This is a genomic window from Pantoea sp. 22096 (assembly GCF_052045955.1).
GTDB classification, from domain to species: Bacteria; Pseudomonadota; Gammaproteobacteria; order Enterobacterales; family Enterobacteriaceae; genus Pantoea; species Pantoea alfalfae.
In genome coordinates, this window is sequence record NZ_JBQEPW010000001.1 from 1,872,522 (window position 1) to 1,891,226 (window position 18,705).

Sequence of the window (18,705 nt, forward strand, 5' to 3'; positions counted from 1 at the left end):
CCTTTTAATTAATTAACGTTCAGCGCGTCATTAACCAGGTCTTGCTGCTGTTGTTGGTGTACGGACATGTAACCCACGGCCGGTGAGGCAGATGCCGGGCGGCCTGCATAACGTAAAGTGGCACCAAACGGCACAACTTCACGGAAATGATGCTGGCTGCAATACCAGGCGCCCTGATTCAGTGGCTCTTCCTGACACCAGACAAAATCCTGCACGTGAGCATACGCTTTTAATGCTTCCTGTACCGCGTGATGCGGGAACGGATAGAGCTGCTCGATGCGCACGATAGCCACATCGGTCTGCTCATTTTTACGACGCTGCTCCAGCAGGTCGTAATAGACTTTACCGGAGCACAGCACGACGCGTTTCACGCCCTGCGGATCCAGATCATCGACTTCGCCAATCGCCGGCTGGAAGCTGCCGTTAGCCAGTTCATCCAGCGTGGAGATGGCCAGCGGATGACGCAGCAGTGATTTCGGCGACATCACAATCAGCGGACGACGCATACCGCGCAGCGCCTGACGACGCAGCATATGGTAAACCTGCGCAGGGGTAGACGGCACGCAGACCTGCATGTTCTGCTCAGCACAGAGTTGCAGATAACGTTCCAGGCGCGCAGAGGAGTGCTCTGGCCCCTGACCTTCATAACCGTGCGGCAGCAGCATCACCAGGCCACACATCCGGCCCCATTTCTGCTCACCGGAGCTGATGAACTGGTCGATAACAACCTGTGCGCCGTTGGCGAAGTCACCAAACTGCGCTTCCCAGATGGTCAGGATGCGCGGCTCTGCGGTGGCGTAACCATATTCAAAGGCCAGCACCGCTTCCTCTGACAGCACGGAGTCCCAGACTTTGAACTGGCCCTGGCCGCTGTGCACATGATGCAGAGGGGTATAGGTTGAGCCGTTCGCCTGGTTATGGACTACCGCGTGACGATGGAAGAAGGTTCCGCGACCGGTATCTTCACCCGACAGACGCACCGGAATGCCTTCATCAACCAGCGTGGCATAGGCCAGGTTTTCCGCGCCGCCCCAGTCAAAGGCTTTCTCGCCTTCAGCCATCAGGCGACGGTCGTTATAAATCTTGGCAACACGCGACTGCACTTCCACCTCTTCAGGCACCTGGCTGATACGCAGCGCCAGTTCCTTCAGACGTTTCATGTCGACCTGAGCCGGGTAAGGTTCATCCCACTCATGATTCAGGTAAGGTGACCAGGTAAAGGAGTGCAGGCTCATCGGACGCCATTCCGGCACCACGCACTCGCCCGCATCCAGCGCATCACGATAAAGATTGACCATTTCGGTCGCATCTTCCTGCGTGGCGACGGCTTCACCTTCCAGACGGTCGGCGTAGATTTTACGCGGCGTCGGGTGTTTTTTGATTTTCTGATACATCAGCGGCTGGGTCGCACTTGGCTCATCCGCCTCGTTGTGACCATGACGGCGATAGCAGACCAGATCGATAAACACATCACGCTTAAAGGTATTGCGATAGTCGAGCGCCAGACGGGTCACAAAGGCGACCGCTTCCGGATCATCTGCGTTCACGTGGAAAATCGGTGCCAGCACCATTTTGCCGATGTCGGTGCAGTAAGGGGTCGAACGCGCATCTTTCGGATTGGAGGTGGTGAAGCCAACCTGGTTGTTGATGACGATGCGAACGGTACCGCCCACTTCATAACCGCGTGCCTGTGACATGTTCAGGGTTTCCTGAACCACACCCTGGCCAATCACCGCCGCGTCACCATGAATGGTGATCGGTAAGACTTTATTGCTGGCAGGCTCGTCCAGACGGTCCAGACGGGCACGCACAGAACCCATGACGACCGGGCTGACGATCTCCAGGTGTGACGGGTTAAACGCTAGCGCCAGGTGAACCAGACCGCCTTCGGTTTCCACATCAGAAGAGAAGCCCATGTGGTACTTCACGTCACCGGTGCCCAGATGCTCTTTATGCTTACCGGCGAACTCGTCGAACAGGTCCTGTGGCTTTTTACCCAGCACGTTGATCAGCACGTTGAGACGACCACGGTGCGCCATACCCAGCACGACTTCACGGGTACCGCTCTTACCGGCGTGACGGATCATTTCGCGCAGCATGGGCACCAGCGCATCGCCGCCTTCCAGCGAGAAGCGTTTGGCACCCGGGAATTTAGCCCCGAGATATTTTTCCAGCCCTTCTGCCGCGGTCAGCTCTTTCAGGAAACCTTTTTTCTCTTCGTTGCTGAACGCTGCACGGCCCGCTACAGACTCAAGACGCTGCTGGATCCAGCGTTTCTCATCCGTGTTGTTGATGTGCATATATTCCGCACCGATTGAGCCACAGTACGTCTGTGTCAGCGCGTCGAAGAGATCGGCCAGCTTCATGGTCTCTTTACCGATGGCAAAAGAGCCGACGTTAAAGCTTTCCTGAAAATCGGCCTCGGTCAGGTCATGAAAAGCCGGATCAAGATCGGCCACCCGATCCTGTTTCCACAGGCCAAGCGGATCGAGATTCGCATGCTGGTGACCGCGAAAACGAAACGCGTTGATCAGCTGCAGCACTTTTACTTGCTTGGAGTTGGTTTCCGGATCGGAGACAGATGAGGTGTAACGAGATGCGTCTTTCGCCAGGCGACGGAAGTACTCACGTGTGGTGGAGTGAAACTGCTCAGGTTTCATTCCGGTGCCCGGTAACTGTTGGAACATCGAGCGCCACACTGCATCGACAGAGTCAGGATCGGTCAGGAAATCCTCATAGAGCTGCTCTATGTAAGACTGATTCGCGCCGGCCAGCCAGGAAGAGTCCAGCCAGGGCTTCATCGCGCTGTTCTGCATTGTGATCCCTTAAGCATTGCTATGCTTTTTTGAGGTTTCATTTGTTGCCGCTTTCGCGGTTTGCCGTAGTGAGTTCAGCGATACGAGCACTCTGCGCAGCGCGCGTGGCCCGTAAGGGAACCTTTGTAAACGTGGTCATCACCGCGCTTACAGAGGCTTCCGTAAAACACCGGGAACCTGAGGTTCCCGGCGAAGACTGCTTATGCGCCGCGCTGCAGCAGCATCGACTTGATATGGCCGATGGCGCGCGTCGGGTTCAGTCCTTTCGGACAGACGCTCACACAGTTCATGATACTGTGACAGCGGAATACGCTGAAAGCATCATTCAGATTGTCGAGACGCGCATCCGTTTCGGTGTCGCGGCTGTCAATCAGGAAACGGTATGCCGCCAGCAGGCCGGCAGGACCGATGAACTTCTCAGGGTTCCACCAGAATGATGGGCATGAGGTTGAGCAGCAGGCACAGAGAATACACTCGTACAGGCCATCCAGGTGTTCACGTTCTTCCGGCATCTGCAGATGTTCACGTGCTGGCGGATTTTCCCCATTATTCAACAGGAAAGGCTTAATTTTCTCATACTGAGCATAAAACTGGCTCATGTCTACGACCAGGTCACGCACAACCGGTAAACCTGGCAATGGACGGATAACGATTTTCTGTTTGCCGTTGCCCAGTGCCGAGATCGGCGTAATGCAGGCCAGTCCGTTTTTACCGTTCATGTTGAGGCCATCCGAGCCGCAGACGCCTTCACGACAGGAGCGACGAAACGCCAGCGTCGGATCTTTCTCTTTCAGGCGAATCAGCGCGTCCAGCAGCATCATGTCGCGACCATCTTCCGACTCCAGGGTGTAATCCTGCATGCGCGGCTTGTCATCGACGTCCGGATTGTAGCGATAAATTGAAAACTCGAGTCTCATGATCGTCTCCGAAATTAGTAGGTACGCACTTTCGGCGGGAACGCCGCGCGCAGTTTCGGCTGCATGTTCACCTCACGGCGCGTCATGCTTTCGGTTTCCGGGACATAAAGACTGTGGCACAGCCAGTTTTCATCATCACGATCCGGGAAGTCGAAGCGACTGTGCGCACCGCGGCTCTCGGTGCGGTAGTTAGCCGCGACCGCCGTGGCAAAGGCCGTTTCCATCAGGTTATCCAGTTCCAGACACTCAATACGCTGGGTGTTGAAATCCGGTGAGCGGTCATCCAGACGCGCTGATTTCAGACGCTGGCGAATCTCTTTCAGCTCTTCCAGACCCTGCGCCATCGCGTCGCCTTCGCGGAATACAGAGAAGTTATTCTGCATGCAGCGTTGCAGCGCTTTACGAATCTCAACCGGGTCTTCACCCGTGGTATTGTTTTCCCAGCGGTTGAAGCGCGCCATCGCAACGGCAATCTCATCTTCCGTAGCGTCACGCAGTTCGCCCTGCTCCTGAATACTCTCCAGCAGATGCAGACCCGCTGCGCGGCCAAAGACCACCAGGTCGAGCAGTGAGTTACCGCCAAGCCGGTTGGCACCGTGTACCGATACGCAGGCAATTTCGCCGACAGCGAACAGGCCAGGAATTACCACATCTTCACCCTGCTCATTCACACGCAGTGCCTGACCGGTCACTTTAGTCGGAATACCGCCCATCATGTAGTGGCAGGTCGGAATGACCGGGATAGGTTCTTTGACTGGATCGGCGTGAGCAAAGGTGCGTGACAGCTCGAGGATGCCAGGCAGACGTGACTCAAGCACCTCTTTACCCAGGTGATCGAGTTTCAGTTTGATGTGCGGGCCCCACGGACCGTCACAGCCGCGACCTTCACGGATTTCAATCATCATTGAGCGCGCAACCACGTCGCGGCCCGCCAGATCTTTAGCGTTTGGCGCATAACGCTCCATGAAGCGTTCGCCATGTTTGTTCAGCAGATAACCGCCTTCACCACGGCAGCCCTCGGTGACCAGCACGCCCGCACCAGCAATACCGGTTGGGTGGAACTGCCACATCTCCATATCCTGCACCGGCACGCCCGCACGCAGTGCCATACCCACGCCGTCGCCGGTGTTGATGTGTGCATTGGTGGTGGACTGATAGATACGGCCCGCGCCGCCGGTGGCCAGAATGGTCGCTTTTGCTTTGAAATAGACGGTTTCGCCGGTTTCGATGCAGATAGCGGTACAACCCACCACTGCGCCCTCGGCGTTTTTCACCAGATCCAGTGCATACCACTCAGAGAAGATGGTGGTTTTGTTTTTCAGGTTCTGCTGGTAAAGAGTATGCAACAGGGCGTGGCCGGTACGGTCAGCTGCTGCAGCGGTACGTGCCGCCTGCTCGCCGCCGAAGTTCTTTGACTGACCACCAAACGGACGCTGATAGACACGACCATCTTCCAGACGCGAGAACGGCAGGCCCATGTGTTCCAGTTCCAGAATTGCTTCCGGGCCGGTTTTACACATATATTCAATCGCGTCCTGGTCACCGATGTAGTCGGAACCTTTGACGGTGTCGTACATATGCCATTCCCAGTTATCTTCATGGGTATTACCCAGCGCAACGGTAATACCGCCCTGCGCAGATACAGTGTGGGAACGGGTCGGGAAAACTTTAGATAACAGGGCACAGCTCTGACCGGCCTGGGAGATTTGCAGTGCGGCCCGCATACCTGCGCCACCTGCGCCGATCACCACGGCATCAAACTCTCTGATTGGCAAACTCATTTACACACCCCACACCACAACAAATCCATAAATCGCATACCACAGCAGCGCCACGACAATCACAAACTGCAACAACAAGCGCGTTGGCAGTGATTTGACGTAGTCTGTTAACACCTGCCACATGCCGATCCAGCCATGAATCAGAATGGAGAACAGCGTCAGCAGCGTGAACACTTTAGTGAATGCGGAAGCGAAGAAGCCACGCCACAGGTCATAAGTCAGCGTGTCTGTCATCACAACGAAACCGAGGATGTAGACGATGTAGAGCGTAATGAGAATTGCAGTTGCCCGCAGCAGCAGCCAGTCCTGAATGCCGTTGCGACCCAATGCGGATGCATTGCTTACCATACGAGGACTCCCGCCAGAATTGCCAGCACGACAGTGATCACAAAAGTCATATGAGCAGAACGCTTACCAACCTGCAGCGTTTCAGCCAGATAACCAAAATCCATCAACATATGACGAATCCCGCTCACCGCGTGATAGGCCAGCGCGGTTAAGATGCCCCACATGATGAACTTCGCGAAGAAGCCATCCATGATGGATGCAGCGTGCTGGAAACCTTCAGGAGAAGAGAGAGAGAGACCGAGCAGCCACAGCAGGATGCCAATGGCAACCAGAGTGATTACGCCGGAGACGCGGTGAAGAATGGACGATATTGCAGTAACGGGAAACCGGATCGTCGAGAGATCCAAGTTGACAGGTCTTTGTTTTTTCACGGTTTTGCCCACACAGCTCTTTTTTATTTTGCTTCCTCCGGACCTGAGGCGGAGTCTAATCACAACGTGTGGCAGACTTAACCGTCACCAAACAAGCAACATCCAGTGTTAATTGACGCGGTAGTAAACGCTGGGTGGCTCCTGGTGTCAGGGTGTTCCGGAGACCTGCCAGGAGTATAGGAGGATCACATTCTGATTACAATTCCCCTACAAACTCTTTGGTATATTTTAGGTGGAACAGTGATCCTACTCACGATTTTCACAATTGATACAATTTTAATTATCTGATTTGACAATAGTTCAACAATTCAGTTACAAACTAAGCCTGTAAATTCCTATGATGCACAAAAGTTATGGGGATACACTTTCCCCTAAGCGCAAGTTATGTAACATTGCGATAATGAGCATTAAAAAGCATCAGGTTATTGGTTACCAAGAAGTTATATCCTGACCGGATCTTTAACAACCGCGATATGCAGCATGTCCATGGCTCACCGGTTCCCGCTGGGAACGCGTCGCTCACTCTGTACCCTGCACCCGCTTTATCCCCGCAGAGTGATACTGTGTAGTTTTGCCAACCGCAACATGAACGCGTTTCAGGTGTCTAAAGATCCTTACCTACATAAGGCGCTATGGAGACGAAAATGACAGATAAAAAAGTAACGCTAACCCTGCAAGATGGAACATCTATTGAACTGGACGTGCTTAAAGGCACGCTGGGTCAGGATGTGGTTGATGTCCGCGCTCTGGGTTCAAGTGGCCTGTTCACCTTCGATCCCGGTTTTACGTCTACAGCGTCCTGTGAATCTGCTATCACTTTTATCGATGGTGATGAAGGTATCCTGCTGCACCGTGGTTTCCCGATTTCTCAGCTGGCGACCCACTCTAACTACCTGGAAGTCTGCTACATCCTGCTGAATGGCGAAGCGCCGGACCAGAAACAGTTTGATGAGTTCCGAACCACGGTTACCCGCCACACCATGATTCATGAGCAGATTACCCGTCTGTTCCACGGCTTCCGTCGTGACTCGCATCCTATGGCGGTAATGTGCGGCGTGACCGGCGCACTGGCTGCGTTTTACCACGATTCACTGGATGTAAACATTGAGCGCCACCGCGAAATCGCGGCATTCCGTCTGCTCTCTAAGATGCCGACCATGGCAGCGATGTGTTACAAATATTCAATCGGCCAGCCGTTTGTCTATCCACGCAATGACCTCTCTTACGCCGGTAACTTCCTGCATATGATGTTTGCTACGCCGTGCGAAGAGTACAAAGTGAATCCGGTGCTGGAACGCGCTATGGACCGTATCCTGATTCTGCATGCTGACCATGAGCAGAACGCTTCAACCTCTACCGTACGTACCGCCGGTTCAAGCGGCGCGAATCCGTTTGCCTGTATCGCCGCCGGGATCGCCTCCCTGTGGGGACCGGCGCACGGCGGTGCCAACGAAGCGACTCTGCGTATGCTGGAAGAGATCAGCACCGTTGAGCACATCCCGGAATTTGTTAAACGCGCTAAAGACAAGAATGATTCATTCCGTCTGATGGGCTTTGGTCACCGCGTTTACAAAAATTACGATCCACGCGCGACCGTGATGCGCGATACCTGCCATGAGGTTCTGAATGAACTGGGTATGAAGGATGATCTGCTGGAAGTGGCGATGGAGCTGGAACACATTGCGCTGAACGACCCGTACTTCATCGAGCGTAAACTTTATCCAAACGTGGATTTCTACTCCGGTATCATTCTGAAAGCGATGGGTATTCCTTCGTCCATGTTTACGGTGATCTTCGCGATGGCCCGTACGGTTGGCTGGATTGCCCACTGGAAAGAGATGCACGACGAAGGCATGAAGATTGCCCGTCCACGTCAGCTCTACACCGGTTATACCGAGCGCGAATTCAGCTCACAGCTGAAAAAGTAAGGCTCAGTGGATAGCGGAGAGGGATCTCCGCCTGATGTTGCTTTAAAGCCGGGGCGGTTGGCTGTGATACCGCGCCTGCGTAGAGAACATGGTCAGATTGGAAAGACGCAAAAGCCGTCATCCATGACACGCTCGGCCCGCGCGATTACGCACCTCATCCCTGAGGTGCGCCCGTAGCCGGGCCAACGCATTGCGTTGTTCAAAAACGCTCCCGACGTTTTTATCCGGGCGGCGGGACGCTTTCCTCCTCTGACCGTATTCCCTGCGCGTCAGACTTCTTCGTAGCGGCTGGACTCTCCCGGATTCGGGTTTGTCAGCTGTTTGCAGTAAGAACCTTTTCCTGTTTTGTTCCCCAATGCGGCCGCCTCTATCTCTGGCAACCCGGACACCAGTAAAAAGGCCGTGATGAAAGCGTGCCCTTCTCAATCACTGTGCCACAGCGCCGGCATTTTTTGCCCTGACGATGAAAAACCTCAAACTGAAACGCTGCTTCCTCATGATATTTCTTCATGGTTCCACGCATCCGATAGGCATGACGCGGCACCGACAGCAGCGCCTCGCTGAAAGCAGTCAGCTGATCTTCAGTGAGATCCTGCGCCCGATGATTGGGCAGCAGCTGCGCCAGCCAGAGAATCTCGGCGCGCAGGTAGTTTCCCAGCCCGGCCAGAAAAGCCTGATCCAGCAGCAGACCACTGAACTGCCGCCGCCGGAAACGGGGTGACAGCAGCCGCTCTTTCACTTCTTCCACGCTAAGCTGGCTGTTCAGCACATCCGGTCCGATGCGGGTCAGAAACGGATGCGCCGCCAGCGTATCTGCGTTGAGCAGTTCAATATCGGAGGCACTATAAAGCAGAATTGCTTTGCTCGCCGTCGCCAGCCGCACCCGCAACTGGCGTGTGGTATTCAGTTCAGTATCGGGTTTCACGATGCGCCAGACACCATAAAGCTGGTTATGACTGTAAAGCGTCAGGCCATTGCTGAAATGTGTCAGCAGCGCTTTTCCCCGCGTCTCAATCGCCTGCACCTGCTCACCAATCAGCGAGGGTTCGTAAGTTTTAAGCTGAGGAAACGCAAACCACGCTTCGGTTAACGGCTGACCCACGATGGCAGTTTCAAGCTTATCCGCCACGCGGCGAATTTCCGGTCCTTCAGGCATCGTTCTTCCTCTTAATGGGTGGCGCCGCCAGCCTGTTTGATATCGTCGCCGGTCTCCAGCGTGACGTTTACCGCAATCTCCAGCGCCTGAATAATGGTCGCGACCGCCATGCTCGGCGCACCAGGATGGAGCGCCGCCTGTTCAGGCAAATAAGGAATATGAATAAAGCCACCGCGCGCCGGGCTCTTCTGCTGCTCCAGCCAGTGCAGCAGGCCATACATCACCCGGTTACAGGTGAAGGTGCCCGCCGTCTGCGAAACCGATGCGGGAATGCCCGCTTTACGCACCGCGGCAACAATCGCTTTGATTGGCAGACGGGAAAAATAGGCTGCCGGGCCGCCAGCCACAATCGGTTCATCCACCGGCTGATGACCAGCGTTGTCCGGGATGCGGGCGTCATCGACATTGATACCGATACGTTCAACGGTAATGTCGCTGCGGCCGCCCGCTTGCCCGACCGACAGCACCGCATCCGGTTTGACCTCTTCCAGCGCCTGGTTCAGCACGTGGAGTACCTCACTGAACACCACCGGCAGCTGACGGATCACTATCGTCGCCCCGCCAATCTGTTTGCCTTCCAGTGCGCGCACCGCTTCCCAGGAGGGATTAATCGTTTCACCGCCAAAGGGTTCAAAGGCGGTCATCAGGACAGTTTTCATGCAGCCTCACAGGAACATCAGGAAATAGAGCAGGAAAATGTTAACGATTAACAGTAGCACACCGGTTGGAATCTGAGCTTTGATCACCGCGTTACGGTCGGGCAACTCCAGCAGCGCCGCCGGGACAATATTGAAGTTGGCCGCCATCGGCGTCATCAGCGTACCGCAGTAGCCGGAAAACATACCAATCGCCGCCATCACTGCCGGATTTCCGCCGTGCTGCAGCACCAGAATCGGGATGCCAACGCCTGCGGTGATAATCGGAAACGCCGCAAACGCGTTACCCATGATCATGGTTAACAGCGCCATTCCGACGGCATAGACCGTTACCGCGATAAAGCGGTTATCCACCGCCAGCCAGGTTTCGGTCAGATGCGAAATGGCACTGCCCACGCCCGCACTGGTAAACAGCAGTCCCAGGGTGGCAAGGATCTGCGGCAGGATAAAGGCCCAGCCAATCGAATCCAGCAGGCGACGGGTCTCCTGCATCGACTGCACCGGTTTTTCATGGGTCAGTTTCAACGCCACCAGCCAGCCAATGACACAGCCGACCATCATTGAAAACAATGTCACCAGCGTGGCGTGATTCCCGGGACCGAACACCACATCCTGCAGACCGGGAATATGATTAAACGCCAGCACGCCGACCACGGTCACGACCGGAATGGCCAGCGCAGGCAGAAACAGTTTGTTGCGCAGACGCAGCGCACTGGCCTGCTTCTCTTCATCGCTGCGCTGATGATAGCGCCCCAGCCGGACCCCACCCAGACCGGCAATCAGCGCCATTATCACCACAATGACACCGATAGTGATGTGCAGCATTCGGGTGCCCGCCGCGTCCGAGCCCATCAGGCTGCTCATCAGCTGCGTCGTCCAGTCACCCACCAGGAATACCAGGCCATACAAGGCCCAGAACAGTCCGGTGGTAAAGCGACGCGGATTAGCGCTGTCACGCCAGGAGAGGATGGCTACTACCAGCAGGATAATGCCTGCCAGCCACATCAGATATTGTTGCTGGAACATTACTGACCTCCTTTGGCTTTCAGCGCCTGGCTGTTGAGCTGTTGCAGCTCACGCGCCAGCTGACGATCGAGTCGCACCAGACGTGCCGAGTGGATCAGGAACGCGGCTACAGCGGTCGGAATGCCCCATAACGCAATGTGCAGCGGTTCGGTCTGAATCCCGGCCGACTCCTGCATGAAGTTGTGCATAAAAATAATCGCACCAAACGCCACGAAGATATCCTCACCAAAGAACAGGCCGACGTTGTCGGTGGCTGCTGACATGGCACGCAGCTTGTGCCGCAGCTCAGGTGTGATTTCGCCGTAGCGGTTTTCAGTGGCGCCTTCTGCCATCGGTGCGAGCAATGGACGCACCATCTGCGGATGTCCGCCGAGACTGGTTAACCCCAGTGCCGCCGTGATTTCACGCACAAACAGGTAGACAATCAGCAGACGTCCGGCGGTGGCGGTTTTGATCTGAGCAATCCACGCCTGTGCCCGCTCCTTCAGCCCGTGACGCTCCAGCAGCCCAATGACCGCCAGTGGCAGCAGCAGAATCAGCGGCAGGTTACGGGTGTTAAGAAACCCCGCGCCAAGCTTTTCCAGAATGTCAGCCAGCGGCATCATCGCCGCCAGACCGGTCACAAATCCGGCGACAATTACCACCAGCACCGGGTTAAAACGTAATACGAAGCCGACAACGATCGCGGCAATGCCCAGTAAAGGCCAGAGATTCACTGCACTTTCCATGGATTTCCCCCAGAGTTAAAAACCCGACATAAGCCGGGCTAAGTGTTGTTTTCAGGCGCTGGTGACACGGATCTGCTGTTTGGCAAACGCATCACGCAACCGCTGGGCAAACTGCAGGGCGTGTGCGCCGTCGCCATGTAAGCAGACGGTCTGCGCATTCACTGCCACCCATTCTCCTGTAATACTTTTCACTTTGCCCTGCTGCACCATCGTCAGCGTCTGATCGATAGCCTGCTGCTCATCGTCAATCAGTGCGCCGGGCTCGCTGCGCGGCACCAGCGCACCGCTGCTGAGATAGCCACGATCGGCAAAGACCTCTTCCCGCGTGCGTAAGTCGTAGTGCGACGCGGCACGTATCGATTCGCTGTTCGCCAGTCCCACCACAATCAGCTGACTGTCGACAGCACGGATGGCGCGGGCAATGGCGTCTGCCAGCACCGGATCAGCCGCGGCCTGGTTATAGAGCATGCCGTGCGGCTTAACGTGAACCAGCCGCGCACCTTCGCTCTCTGCCAGGCTTTTCAGCGCGCCAATCTGGTAGATCATCTGGGCATAGACCGTTTCAGGTGGCAGTTGCATGGCACTGCGGCCAAAGTTCTCCCGATCGGGGAAAGCAGGATGCGCGCCGATAGCGACGCCGCATGCGTGCGCCCAGCGCACCGACTGCAGCATGGTCTGCGCATCCCCTGCGTGAAAGCCACAGGCGATGTTGGCGGAACTCACCAGCTCCAGCAACGCCTGATCGCTGGCACAGCCTTCGCCCAGGTCGGCGTTTAAATCAATTTTCATGGAGTCCCCATTTCATCTGGTCCAGCGCGCGTTGCTGATGCTGGCGTGCCAGCATCGCTTCCGGCAGCGTGCAGTGAATAAAGTGAATCGGCTCACCGAGGCGGATTTGCGCCAGATGGTAGAGATCGGCTTCGATGACGGAGGCGATACGCGGATAGCCGCCGGTGGTCTGGGCATCCGCCATCAGCACGATAGGCTGTCCATTCGGCGGCACCTGAATCACACCCGGCATCACACCATGTGACAGCAGCTCACGCGGACTTTCACGTTTAAGCTCACGTCCCTCAAGCCGGTATCCCATCCGGTTGCTTTGCGGGCTGAGTTTCCATGCGGTGCGCCAGAACGCCTGCTGCGCGTCGGGACTGAACTCGTGATACTCCGGGCCAGGCAGTGCGCGGATGCGGTTGCCCCACAGCAGTTGCCGCACCCCGACTTTGCGATCGAACTGACGCGTCGGTTTACCCAGCGGGATCTGATCGCCATCCCGTAAGGTACGCCCCTGAAATCCGCCAAATTTTGCTTTCAGATCGGTGCTGGCTGAGCCGAGCACCTCAGGGATGTCAAAACCGCCCTGCACTGCCAGATAGCTGCGCATGCCGCGCTGCGGCATCGCCAGCGACAGGACCTGCCCGCGTTTCACCGGGGTACGCCAGCCCGTCCAGACCGGCTGACCATCCAGCTCCGCATGGCAGCCTGCGCCAGTCAGCGCGAACCAGCCGTCGCGGGTAAACTCCGCTTTAAACTGGCCGAGCACCAGCTCCAGCACCGCGCTATCAGGCGCATTGCCCACCAGCACGTTAGCGGTGAACATCGCGGGATGATCCAGCACGCCGCCGGGGCTGATGCCATACTGACGCCAGCCGTAGCGGCCTGCATCCTGGATGGTGGCGGCCAGCCCGGCTCGCAGAATGTTTAACATATGCCCTCCTGTTGCGGCACAAAGCGAACCCTGTCACCGGGACGGAGCAGTGTGGGCGGCTGCTGCAGGGGATTAAACAGCGCGGTGCGCGTCTGGCCGATCAGTTGCCAGCCGCCGGGCGAAGCGAGCGGATAGACGCCCGTCTGGCTGCCGCCGATGCCAACCGATCCGGCGGGTACCGCAACTCTCGGTTCCGCACGACGCGGTATGTGAAGGCGCGGATCCAGGCCGCCCAGATAGGGAAAACCGGGCTGAAAACCGACAAAAAACACCACATACTCGCTGCTGCTGTGCAGCTCAACTACCTGACCGGGCGTCAGCGCGGCATGTTCCGCCACCACAGTCAGATCGGGGCCATGTTCGCCGCCGTAAATCACCGGGATCTCTACCAGACGTGACTCCGGCAACTGCGCTTCACTCTCTTCCCACCAGCGCTGAAGCCGCTCTATCGCATCCAGTGCACTCTGCTGGGGATCACGCAGGATCAGGGTGATGTTGTTCATGCCGGGAATGACCTCCAGCACGTCCGCAAACGACTGCAGTCGCTGGTTCAGTCCCCAGATACGTTGCTGACTCTCCAGTGAGACCGGCGGCTCCAGCTCCAGCACGACAGCGCGTTCACCCAATAAATAACACCGTGCTCGTTGCAACAGCTACCTCCTGCCTGATTGAGATCGTGCCTGGCCGACCTGACCGGATGCCCCGATCAGCCGATGGCTTATCTACTTAAAGCAAATAGTTATGCGAAAGTGGCAGGGATGTGTCAACAGATTTAGGTCCTGCGCAGGCGCGCAGGACAGAAGAAACAATCAGGCAGGATTAGGTATATCGATGAAGGTCACGTCAAGATTGTGGTGTTGTGCCAGCCACTCACCCAGCGCTTTTACGCCGCCACGCTCGGTGGCGTGATGGCCTGCGGCAAAGAAATGCACCCCCTGCTCGCGTGCACTATGAATGGTCTGTTCAGAGACTTCACCGGTGATGTAGGCATCAACGCCCGCAGCGGCAGCCTGGTCGATAAAGCCCTGTCCGCCACCGCTGCACCAGGCGATACGACGAATCAGCGCGGGTGCGTTATCACCACAATACAGCGGTTCACGCCCCAGCTTATCGCCGATTCGGCGGGCCAGATGTTCACCCGAGATCGGCTCAGCCAGCTCACCCCAGAACACCAGCGGCATGATTTCGCCACGTACGTCAATATCCAGCAGTCTGGCCAGCTGGGCGTTGTTGCCCAGTTCTGAATGCGCATCAAGCGGCAGGTGCCAGCCATAGAGATTTATATCGTTAGCCAGCAGCGTCCGCAGACGGCGGCGCTTCATGCCTTTAATCGCGGCCGGTTCACTTTTCCAGAAGTAGCCATGATGGACGATTATTGCATCGGCCTGACGTGTGACTGCCTCATCCAGCAGGGCCTGACAGGCCGTCACACCGGTAATAATCGTTCTGACTTCGTTACGTCCCTCAACCTGCAAACCGTTGGGGGCATAATCACTGAAGCTATGGCTATCGAGGTGCTTATTGATCAATGTCTCTAATTCGTAATGATTCATTCAGGCTCCTTCGAGGCCTCAGGCGGCGCTTTTGGCGCGCTCAAAGGCGTCTAATGTCTTTTTACGGGCTGCCTTATGATCCACGATTGGTGCCGGATAATCGAGTTTCCTGTTGTTCTTTTCCGCCCAGAGATGAGGCTGGTGAATATGGCTGTCAGGGACGTCCGCCAGCTCCGGCAGATAGTGACGGATAAACTCACCCTGCTCATCAAAGCGCTCACCCTGCGTGGTCGGGTTAAAAATGCGGAAATAAGGTGCTGAGTCTGTACCAGTGGAAGCCGCCCACTGCCAGCCACCATTGTTTGCGGCCAGGTCACCATCAATCAGCTGCTGCATGAAATAGCGTTCGCCTTCGCGCCAGTCGATCAGCAGATCTTTGACCAGGAAACTGGCGGTGATCATACGTAAACGGTTGTGCATCCAGCCCAGCGCCTTCATCTGACGCATTGCAGCATCGACGATCGGATAGCCGGTTTTTCCCGCTTTCCAGGCTTCGAAATGCGCGTCGTCACGCTGCCATTCAACGTGACGCGTCCAGTCGATAAAGGGCTTGTGACGACACAGTGCCGGGTAAGCCACCAGCAGATGACGGTAGAACTCACGCCAGATCAGCTCGTTCAGCCAGGTAAATGCGCGACTGTTGTCCAGCGCATCGGGATGTTCATGCAGCACGCGATGCAGGCACTGACGTGGCGACAGCACGCCGGTTGACAGATAGACCGACAGACGGCTGGTGGCGTCCAGCGCCGGAAGATCGCGCTTCGCGGGATAATCGATAACGGGTTGAGTGGCGAAATGACGCAACCGCTTCAGGGCAGCCGCTTCGCCTGCGGGAAACAGTTCCTCATCAAAGGCTTCGGTCAGATAGTCAAACGCAGGGATTGGGGCGGTTTTCAGCGGCGCACCGTCGCGCGGCTTAGGTGCAGGCACGCACTCCGGCAGACTCTGCTGCAAACGGCGGACAAAGGCTTTGCTGAAGGGAGTAAAGACCTTATACATCGTGCGATCGCCACTCTGTACACTGCCTGGTGGCAGCAGCAGGCTGTCATCAAAGCCCTGACAAATCACGCCCGCATCGTCAAGACGCTTTTCCGCCTCTGCATCGCGTTGACGCTCGTTAACCTCATACTGATAGTTGTAGAAGAGCTGATCGACCTGATGCTTCTCACAGAATTCTGCCAGCACATCAATACTGTCGCTGAAGGCGTGACACGCCTGATAGTGCAACTCAATGCCCCGCTCAGCCAGCGCACTTTGCACCTGCAACAGACTGGCGTGAATAAACGCCGCCTGCCTGGGGGACATATCATGCTGCTGCCACTGTTCTGGCGTAGCGAGGAAGAGCGCCATCACTTTCGCTTTGCTGTCGCTGCAGGCAGCGTGGAGCGCCAGATTATCATTGATGCGTAAATCATTACGCAGCCAGACCAGATGGGTGGTCATACGCCTCCTGAATTACTGTCCGTAGCGTAAGCGCAAGGCTTCGGGATAGGGATCGAAATAGCGCTGCTGTGCCAGCCACGGATGTGGGAACTCGGCCATGTAGTGCTTAAGAATGGTAATCGGTACCAGTAGCGGCTGTGTGCCCTGACGATAGCGGTCAATCAGCGTTGCCAGCTCCTGGCGCTGCGGTGAACTCAGATGCGTGCGGAAGTAGCCCTGCACATGCATCAGCACATTGGTGTGATTGCGACGTGAGGCGGGACGTGACATCAGTTCCATCATGCGATTACGGTACTCAAAGGCAAAGGCATCCAGCGAGTCCCACTCGCTCATCGAGGCGACAAAGGGCCCCAGTTCGCGATATTTCTCCTGCGAGTGCGCCAGCATCATCAGTTTGTAACGACTGTGGAAGCCGATCAGTCCCTGACGGGTCAGGCCGTTTTCCCACATCTGATTAAATTCGTGCAGTGCGCAGATACGACCAATAAAGTTTTCACGCAGGGCGGGATCGTGCAGGCGTCCATCTTCTTCCAGCGGCAGCCAGGGCATTTCACGCTGCAGGAACTCCGCAAAAATACCGGTGCCCACTTTTCGGTTGTTGTTGTTGTCAGGCTCGTAGACCCGCACGCGCTCCATCCCACAGCTGGGCGATTTGGCGCACAGGATATAACCGGAGAGATGATGCAGCGATTTGACCCGCTCGGCAGACCAGTTACGCATCTGAGCAGTGACTTCTTCGCCGCCGTCTTTGCTGAAGCAAAGATGCAACTCATCATCGCCCTGCTTTACCAGACGCAATGCCGGACGCGGCGTAGGCAGTCCAATCGCCATTTCAGGACAGATCGGCTCAAAGCGGACAAATGGCGTAAGATCCTCAGTCGCAAAAGTAAGACGCTTATGGCCACCATCAAACCTCACGCTATCGCCGAGCAGGCATGCACTGATTCCAACGGGGATTTTTTTGCTCATACTTGTACAACCTCTAAAATCTTGTAGAGGTTTAAGTGTAGCGCAAAATGGCCAGGAATAAAGGGGTAAAACGCGGTTCCGGACCGCTTATTCTCAGAAAAAACGCAAAAAAAAGCCCGGTCAGATGACCAGGCCTGTTCTGTGGCAGGACGCATTACCAGAATGCGCCACCACCGGCTTCAGACTGCGCCAGCCAGACCGGCTTTGCACTGGTCTTACACCAGACGCGATGCAGATAGCTGTAGAAACGCGCCCGATCCTGTCGGAACAACATGACAGGCAGAGCCAGAACGCCGAGAAGAACCACCAGCGTACGGCGTGCGAGTATTTTATAACGTGGATAAGCCTGATACATGGTTTCTCCTCCCGGTAAGTTAAAGTGTGCGAATGTGATCTGTGTTCAACTTTACGCCAGATAGTGTAATTTTACTACTCATCTGACCACTTAATTGTCGCTATTTTTGCTGTTTAAGAATTAACCTGTAATTTAGTTACAGATAAGTTACCGCCAGGTTACAGGAGGGTTTGAATATCCGAAAGATGAAGTGCGCGGACGGCAGCATAAAATATTGATAAAGTAGCGCTTCGGCCCTCACTCAAGGCAGGTATTGCGTGACCACGGTTTTGATCGTTGAAGATGAAAAAGAGATCCGCCGCTTTGTCCGGCTGGCGCTGGAAAATGAAGATCTGAAGGTGTTTGATGCCGATACGCTGCAGCGCGGATTAATTGAAGCGGCGACCCGCAAGCCAGACCTTGTGATCCTCGATCTTGGCCTGCCTGATGGAGATGGCACCGATTTTATTCGCGACCTGCGCCAGTGGAGCGCTATCCCGGTGATTGTACTGTCGGCGCGCAGTGATGAGCAGGATAAGATCGCCGCACTGGATGCAGGGGCCGATGACTATCTGACCAAACCGTTCGGCGTGGGCGAACTGCTGGCGCGCGTGCGGGTGGCGCTGCGCCGGCACAGTGGCCAGCAGCCTGATGCCAGGATTCACTTTGCCGACGTGAGTGTCGATTTTGCCGCACGGCGGGTACAGCGCGGCGGCAGTGAGATTCACCTCACCCCGATTGAGTTTCGTCTGTTGAGTATTCTACTGAATAATGCCGGCAAGGTGCTGACGCAGCGGCAGCTGCTGAGCCAGGTCTGGGGACCCAATGCGGTTGAGCACAGCCATTATCTGCGCATCTATATGGGTCATCTGCGCCAGAAGCTGGAAGCGAATCCGACCCAACCGGCGCATCTGCTGACCGAAACCGGGATCGGCTATCGCTTTATGCCATAAAAAAAGGCGCCAGAGACT

General features: G+C 56.1%; 18 protein-coding genes. 2 read left to right on the top strand and 16 right to left on the bottom strand.

Translation table 11 applies throughout. The annotated features are described in order from the left end of the window. Positions 1-8: 8 nt before the first annotated feature. The 5 genes from sucA to sdhC all read right to left on the bottom strand — a co-directional run bounded on the left by sucA (position 9) and on the right by sdhC (position 6,245). Complete coding sequence (gene sucA, locus ACTJKZ_RS08765) at positions 9-2,816, bottom strand: 2-oxoglutarate dehydrogenase E1 component (protein WP_161732141.1); 2,808 nt, start codon at positions 2,814-2,816, stop codon at positions 9-11. A gap of 200 nt (positions 2,817-3,016) precedes the next feature. Next, the gene (locus tag ACTJKZ_RS08770; protein WP_440829460.1) at positions 3,017-3,733 is read right to left on the bottom strand and encodes a succinate dehydrogenase iron-sulfur subunit; all 717 of its coding nucleotides are present in this window, start codon (positions 3,731-3,733) and stop codon (positions 3,017-3,019) included. A 14-nt stretch (positions 3,734-3,747) separates the two neighbouring features. After that, positions 3,748-5,514, bottom strand: coding sequence for a succinate dehydrogenase flavoprotein subunit (sdhA, locus tag ACTJKZ_RS08775; RefSeq protein ID WP_161732139.1), 1,767 nt, complete (start codon positions 5,512-5,514; stop codon positions 3,748-3,750). Then, positions 5,515-5,862 (bottom strand): succinate dehydrogenase membrane anchor subunit, encoded by a 348-nt coding sequence (gene sdhD / locus ACTJKZ_RS08780; RefSeq protein ID WP_009091417.1) that lies wholly within the window; start codon positions 5,860-5,862, stop codon positions 5,515-5,517. Continuing rightward, a complete protein-coding gene (sdhC, locus tag ACTJKZ_RS08785; RefSeq protein WP_029519433.1) occupies positions 5,856-6,245 on the bottom strand; it encodes a succinate dehydrogenase cytochrome b556 subunit in 390 nt (129 codons plus the stop codon). Before sdhC ends, sdhD begins: the two co-directional genes overlap by 7 nt. 632 nt (positions 6,246-6,877) lie before the next feature. On the opposite strand from sdhC, the gene ACTJKZ_RS08790 reads away from it, so the two are divergent. After that, positions 6,878-8,161, top strand: a complete 1,284-nt coding sequence (locus ACTJKZ_RS08790) for a citrate synthase (RefSeq protein ID WP_033731874.1) — start codon at positions 6,878-6,880, stop codon at positions 8,159-8,161. A gap of 367 nt (positions 8,162-8,528) precedes the next feature. On the opposite strand, the gene nei is transcribed toward ACTJKZ_RS08790, so the two are convergent. The 11 genes from nei to ACTJKZ_RS08845 all read right to left on the bottom strand — a co-directional run bounded on the left by nei (position 8,529) and on the right by ACTJKZ_RS08845 (position 17,755). Beyond that, entirely contained in the window at positions 8,529-9,317 is a 789-nt protein-coding gene (gene nei, locus ACTJKZ_RS08795; protein ID WP_161732137.1) for an endonuclease VIII, read from the bottom strand. A gap of 11 nt (positions 9,318-9,328) precedes the next feature. Beyond that, positions 9,329-9,976, bottom strand: a complete 648-nt coding sequence (gene pcp / locus ACTJKZ_RS08800; RefSeq protein WP_222924355.1) for a pyroglutamyl-peptidase I — start codon at positions 9,974-9,976, stop codon at positions 9,329-9,331. A gap of 6 nt (positions 9,977-9,982) precedes the next feature. Further along, complete coding sequence (locus ACTJKZ_RS08805) at positions 9,983-10,999, bottom strand: DUF979 domain-containing protein (RefSeq protein WP_161732133.1); 1,017 nt, start codon at positions 10,997-10,999, stop codon at positions 9,983-9,985. Further along, positions 10,999-11,727, bottom strand: coding sequence for a DUF969 domain-containing protein (locus ACTJKZ_RS08810; RefSeq protein WP_161732131.1), 729 nt, complete (start codon positions 11,725-11,727; stop codon positions 10,999-11,001). The genes ACTJKZ_RS08805 and ACTJKZ_RS08810 overlap by 1 nt, the downstream gene beginning before the upstream one ends. A gap of 51 nt (positions 11,728-11,778) precedes the next feature. Continuing rightward, complete coding sequence (gene pxpA / locus ACTJKZ_RS08815) at positions 11,779-12,516, bottom strand: 5-oxoprolinase subunit PxpA (protein WP_161732129.1); 738 nt, start codon at positions 12,514-12,516, stop codon at positions 11,779-11,781. After that, complete coding sequence (pxpC, locus tag ACTJKZ_RS08820; protein ID WP_161732126.1) at positions 12,506-13,435, bottom strand: 5-oxoprolinase subunit PxpC; 930 nt, start codon at positions 13,433-13,435, stop codon at positions 12,506-12,508. The genes pxpA and pxpC overlap by 11 nt, the downstream gene beginning before the upstream one ends. Then, positions 13,429-14,085, bottom strand: a complete 657-nt coding sequence (pxpB, locus tag ACTJKZ_RS08825; protein ID WP_161732124.1) for a 5-oxoprolinase subunit PxpB — start codon at positions 14,083-14,085, stop codon at positions 13,429-13,431. Before pxpB ends, pxpC begins: the two co-directional genes overlap by 7 nt. 159 nt (positions 14,086-14,244) lie before the next feature. Further along, positions 14,245-14,988 (bottom strand): type 2 GTP cyclohydrolase I, encoded by a 744-nt coding sequence (locus tag ACTJKZ_RS08830; RefSeq protein WP_440829461.1) that lies wholly within the window; start codon positions 14,986-14,988, stop codon positions 14,245-14,247. An 18-nt stretch (positions 14,989-15,006) separates the two neighbouring features. Next, positions 15,007-16,431, bottom strand: coding sequence for a deoxyribodipyrimidine photo-lyase (phrB, locus tag ACTJKZ_RS08835; protein ID WP_440829462.1), 1,425 nt, complete (start codon positions 16,429-16,431; stop codon positions 15,007-15,009). Between the two features lie 12 nt (positions 16,432-16,443). Then, complete coding sequence (locus ACTJKZ_RS08840) at positions 16,444-17,400, bottom strand: YbgA family protein (protein WP_161732118.1); 957 nt, start codon at positions 17,398-17,400, stop codon at positions 16,444-16,446. A 154-nt stretch (positions 17,401-17,554) separates the two neighbouring features. Further along, entirely contained in the window at positions 17,555-17,755 is a 201-nt protein-coding gene (locus tag ACTJKZ_RS08845; RefSeq protein ID WP_013357130.1) for a DUF2517 family protein, read from the bottom strand. Between the two features lie 257 nt (positions 17,756-18,012). Here ACTJKZ_RS08845 and kdpE point away from each other — a divergent pair, with 257 nt between their 5' ends. After that, a complete protein-coding gene (kdpE, locus tag ACTJKZ_RS08850) occupies positions 18,013-18,687 on the top strand; it encodes a two-component system response regulator KdpE (protein ID WP_222924359.1) in 675 nt (224 codons plus the stop codon). Positions 18,688-18,705: the final 18 nt, after the last annotated feature.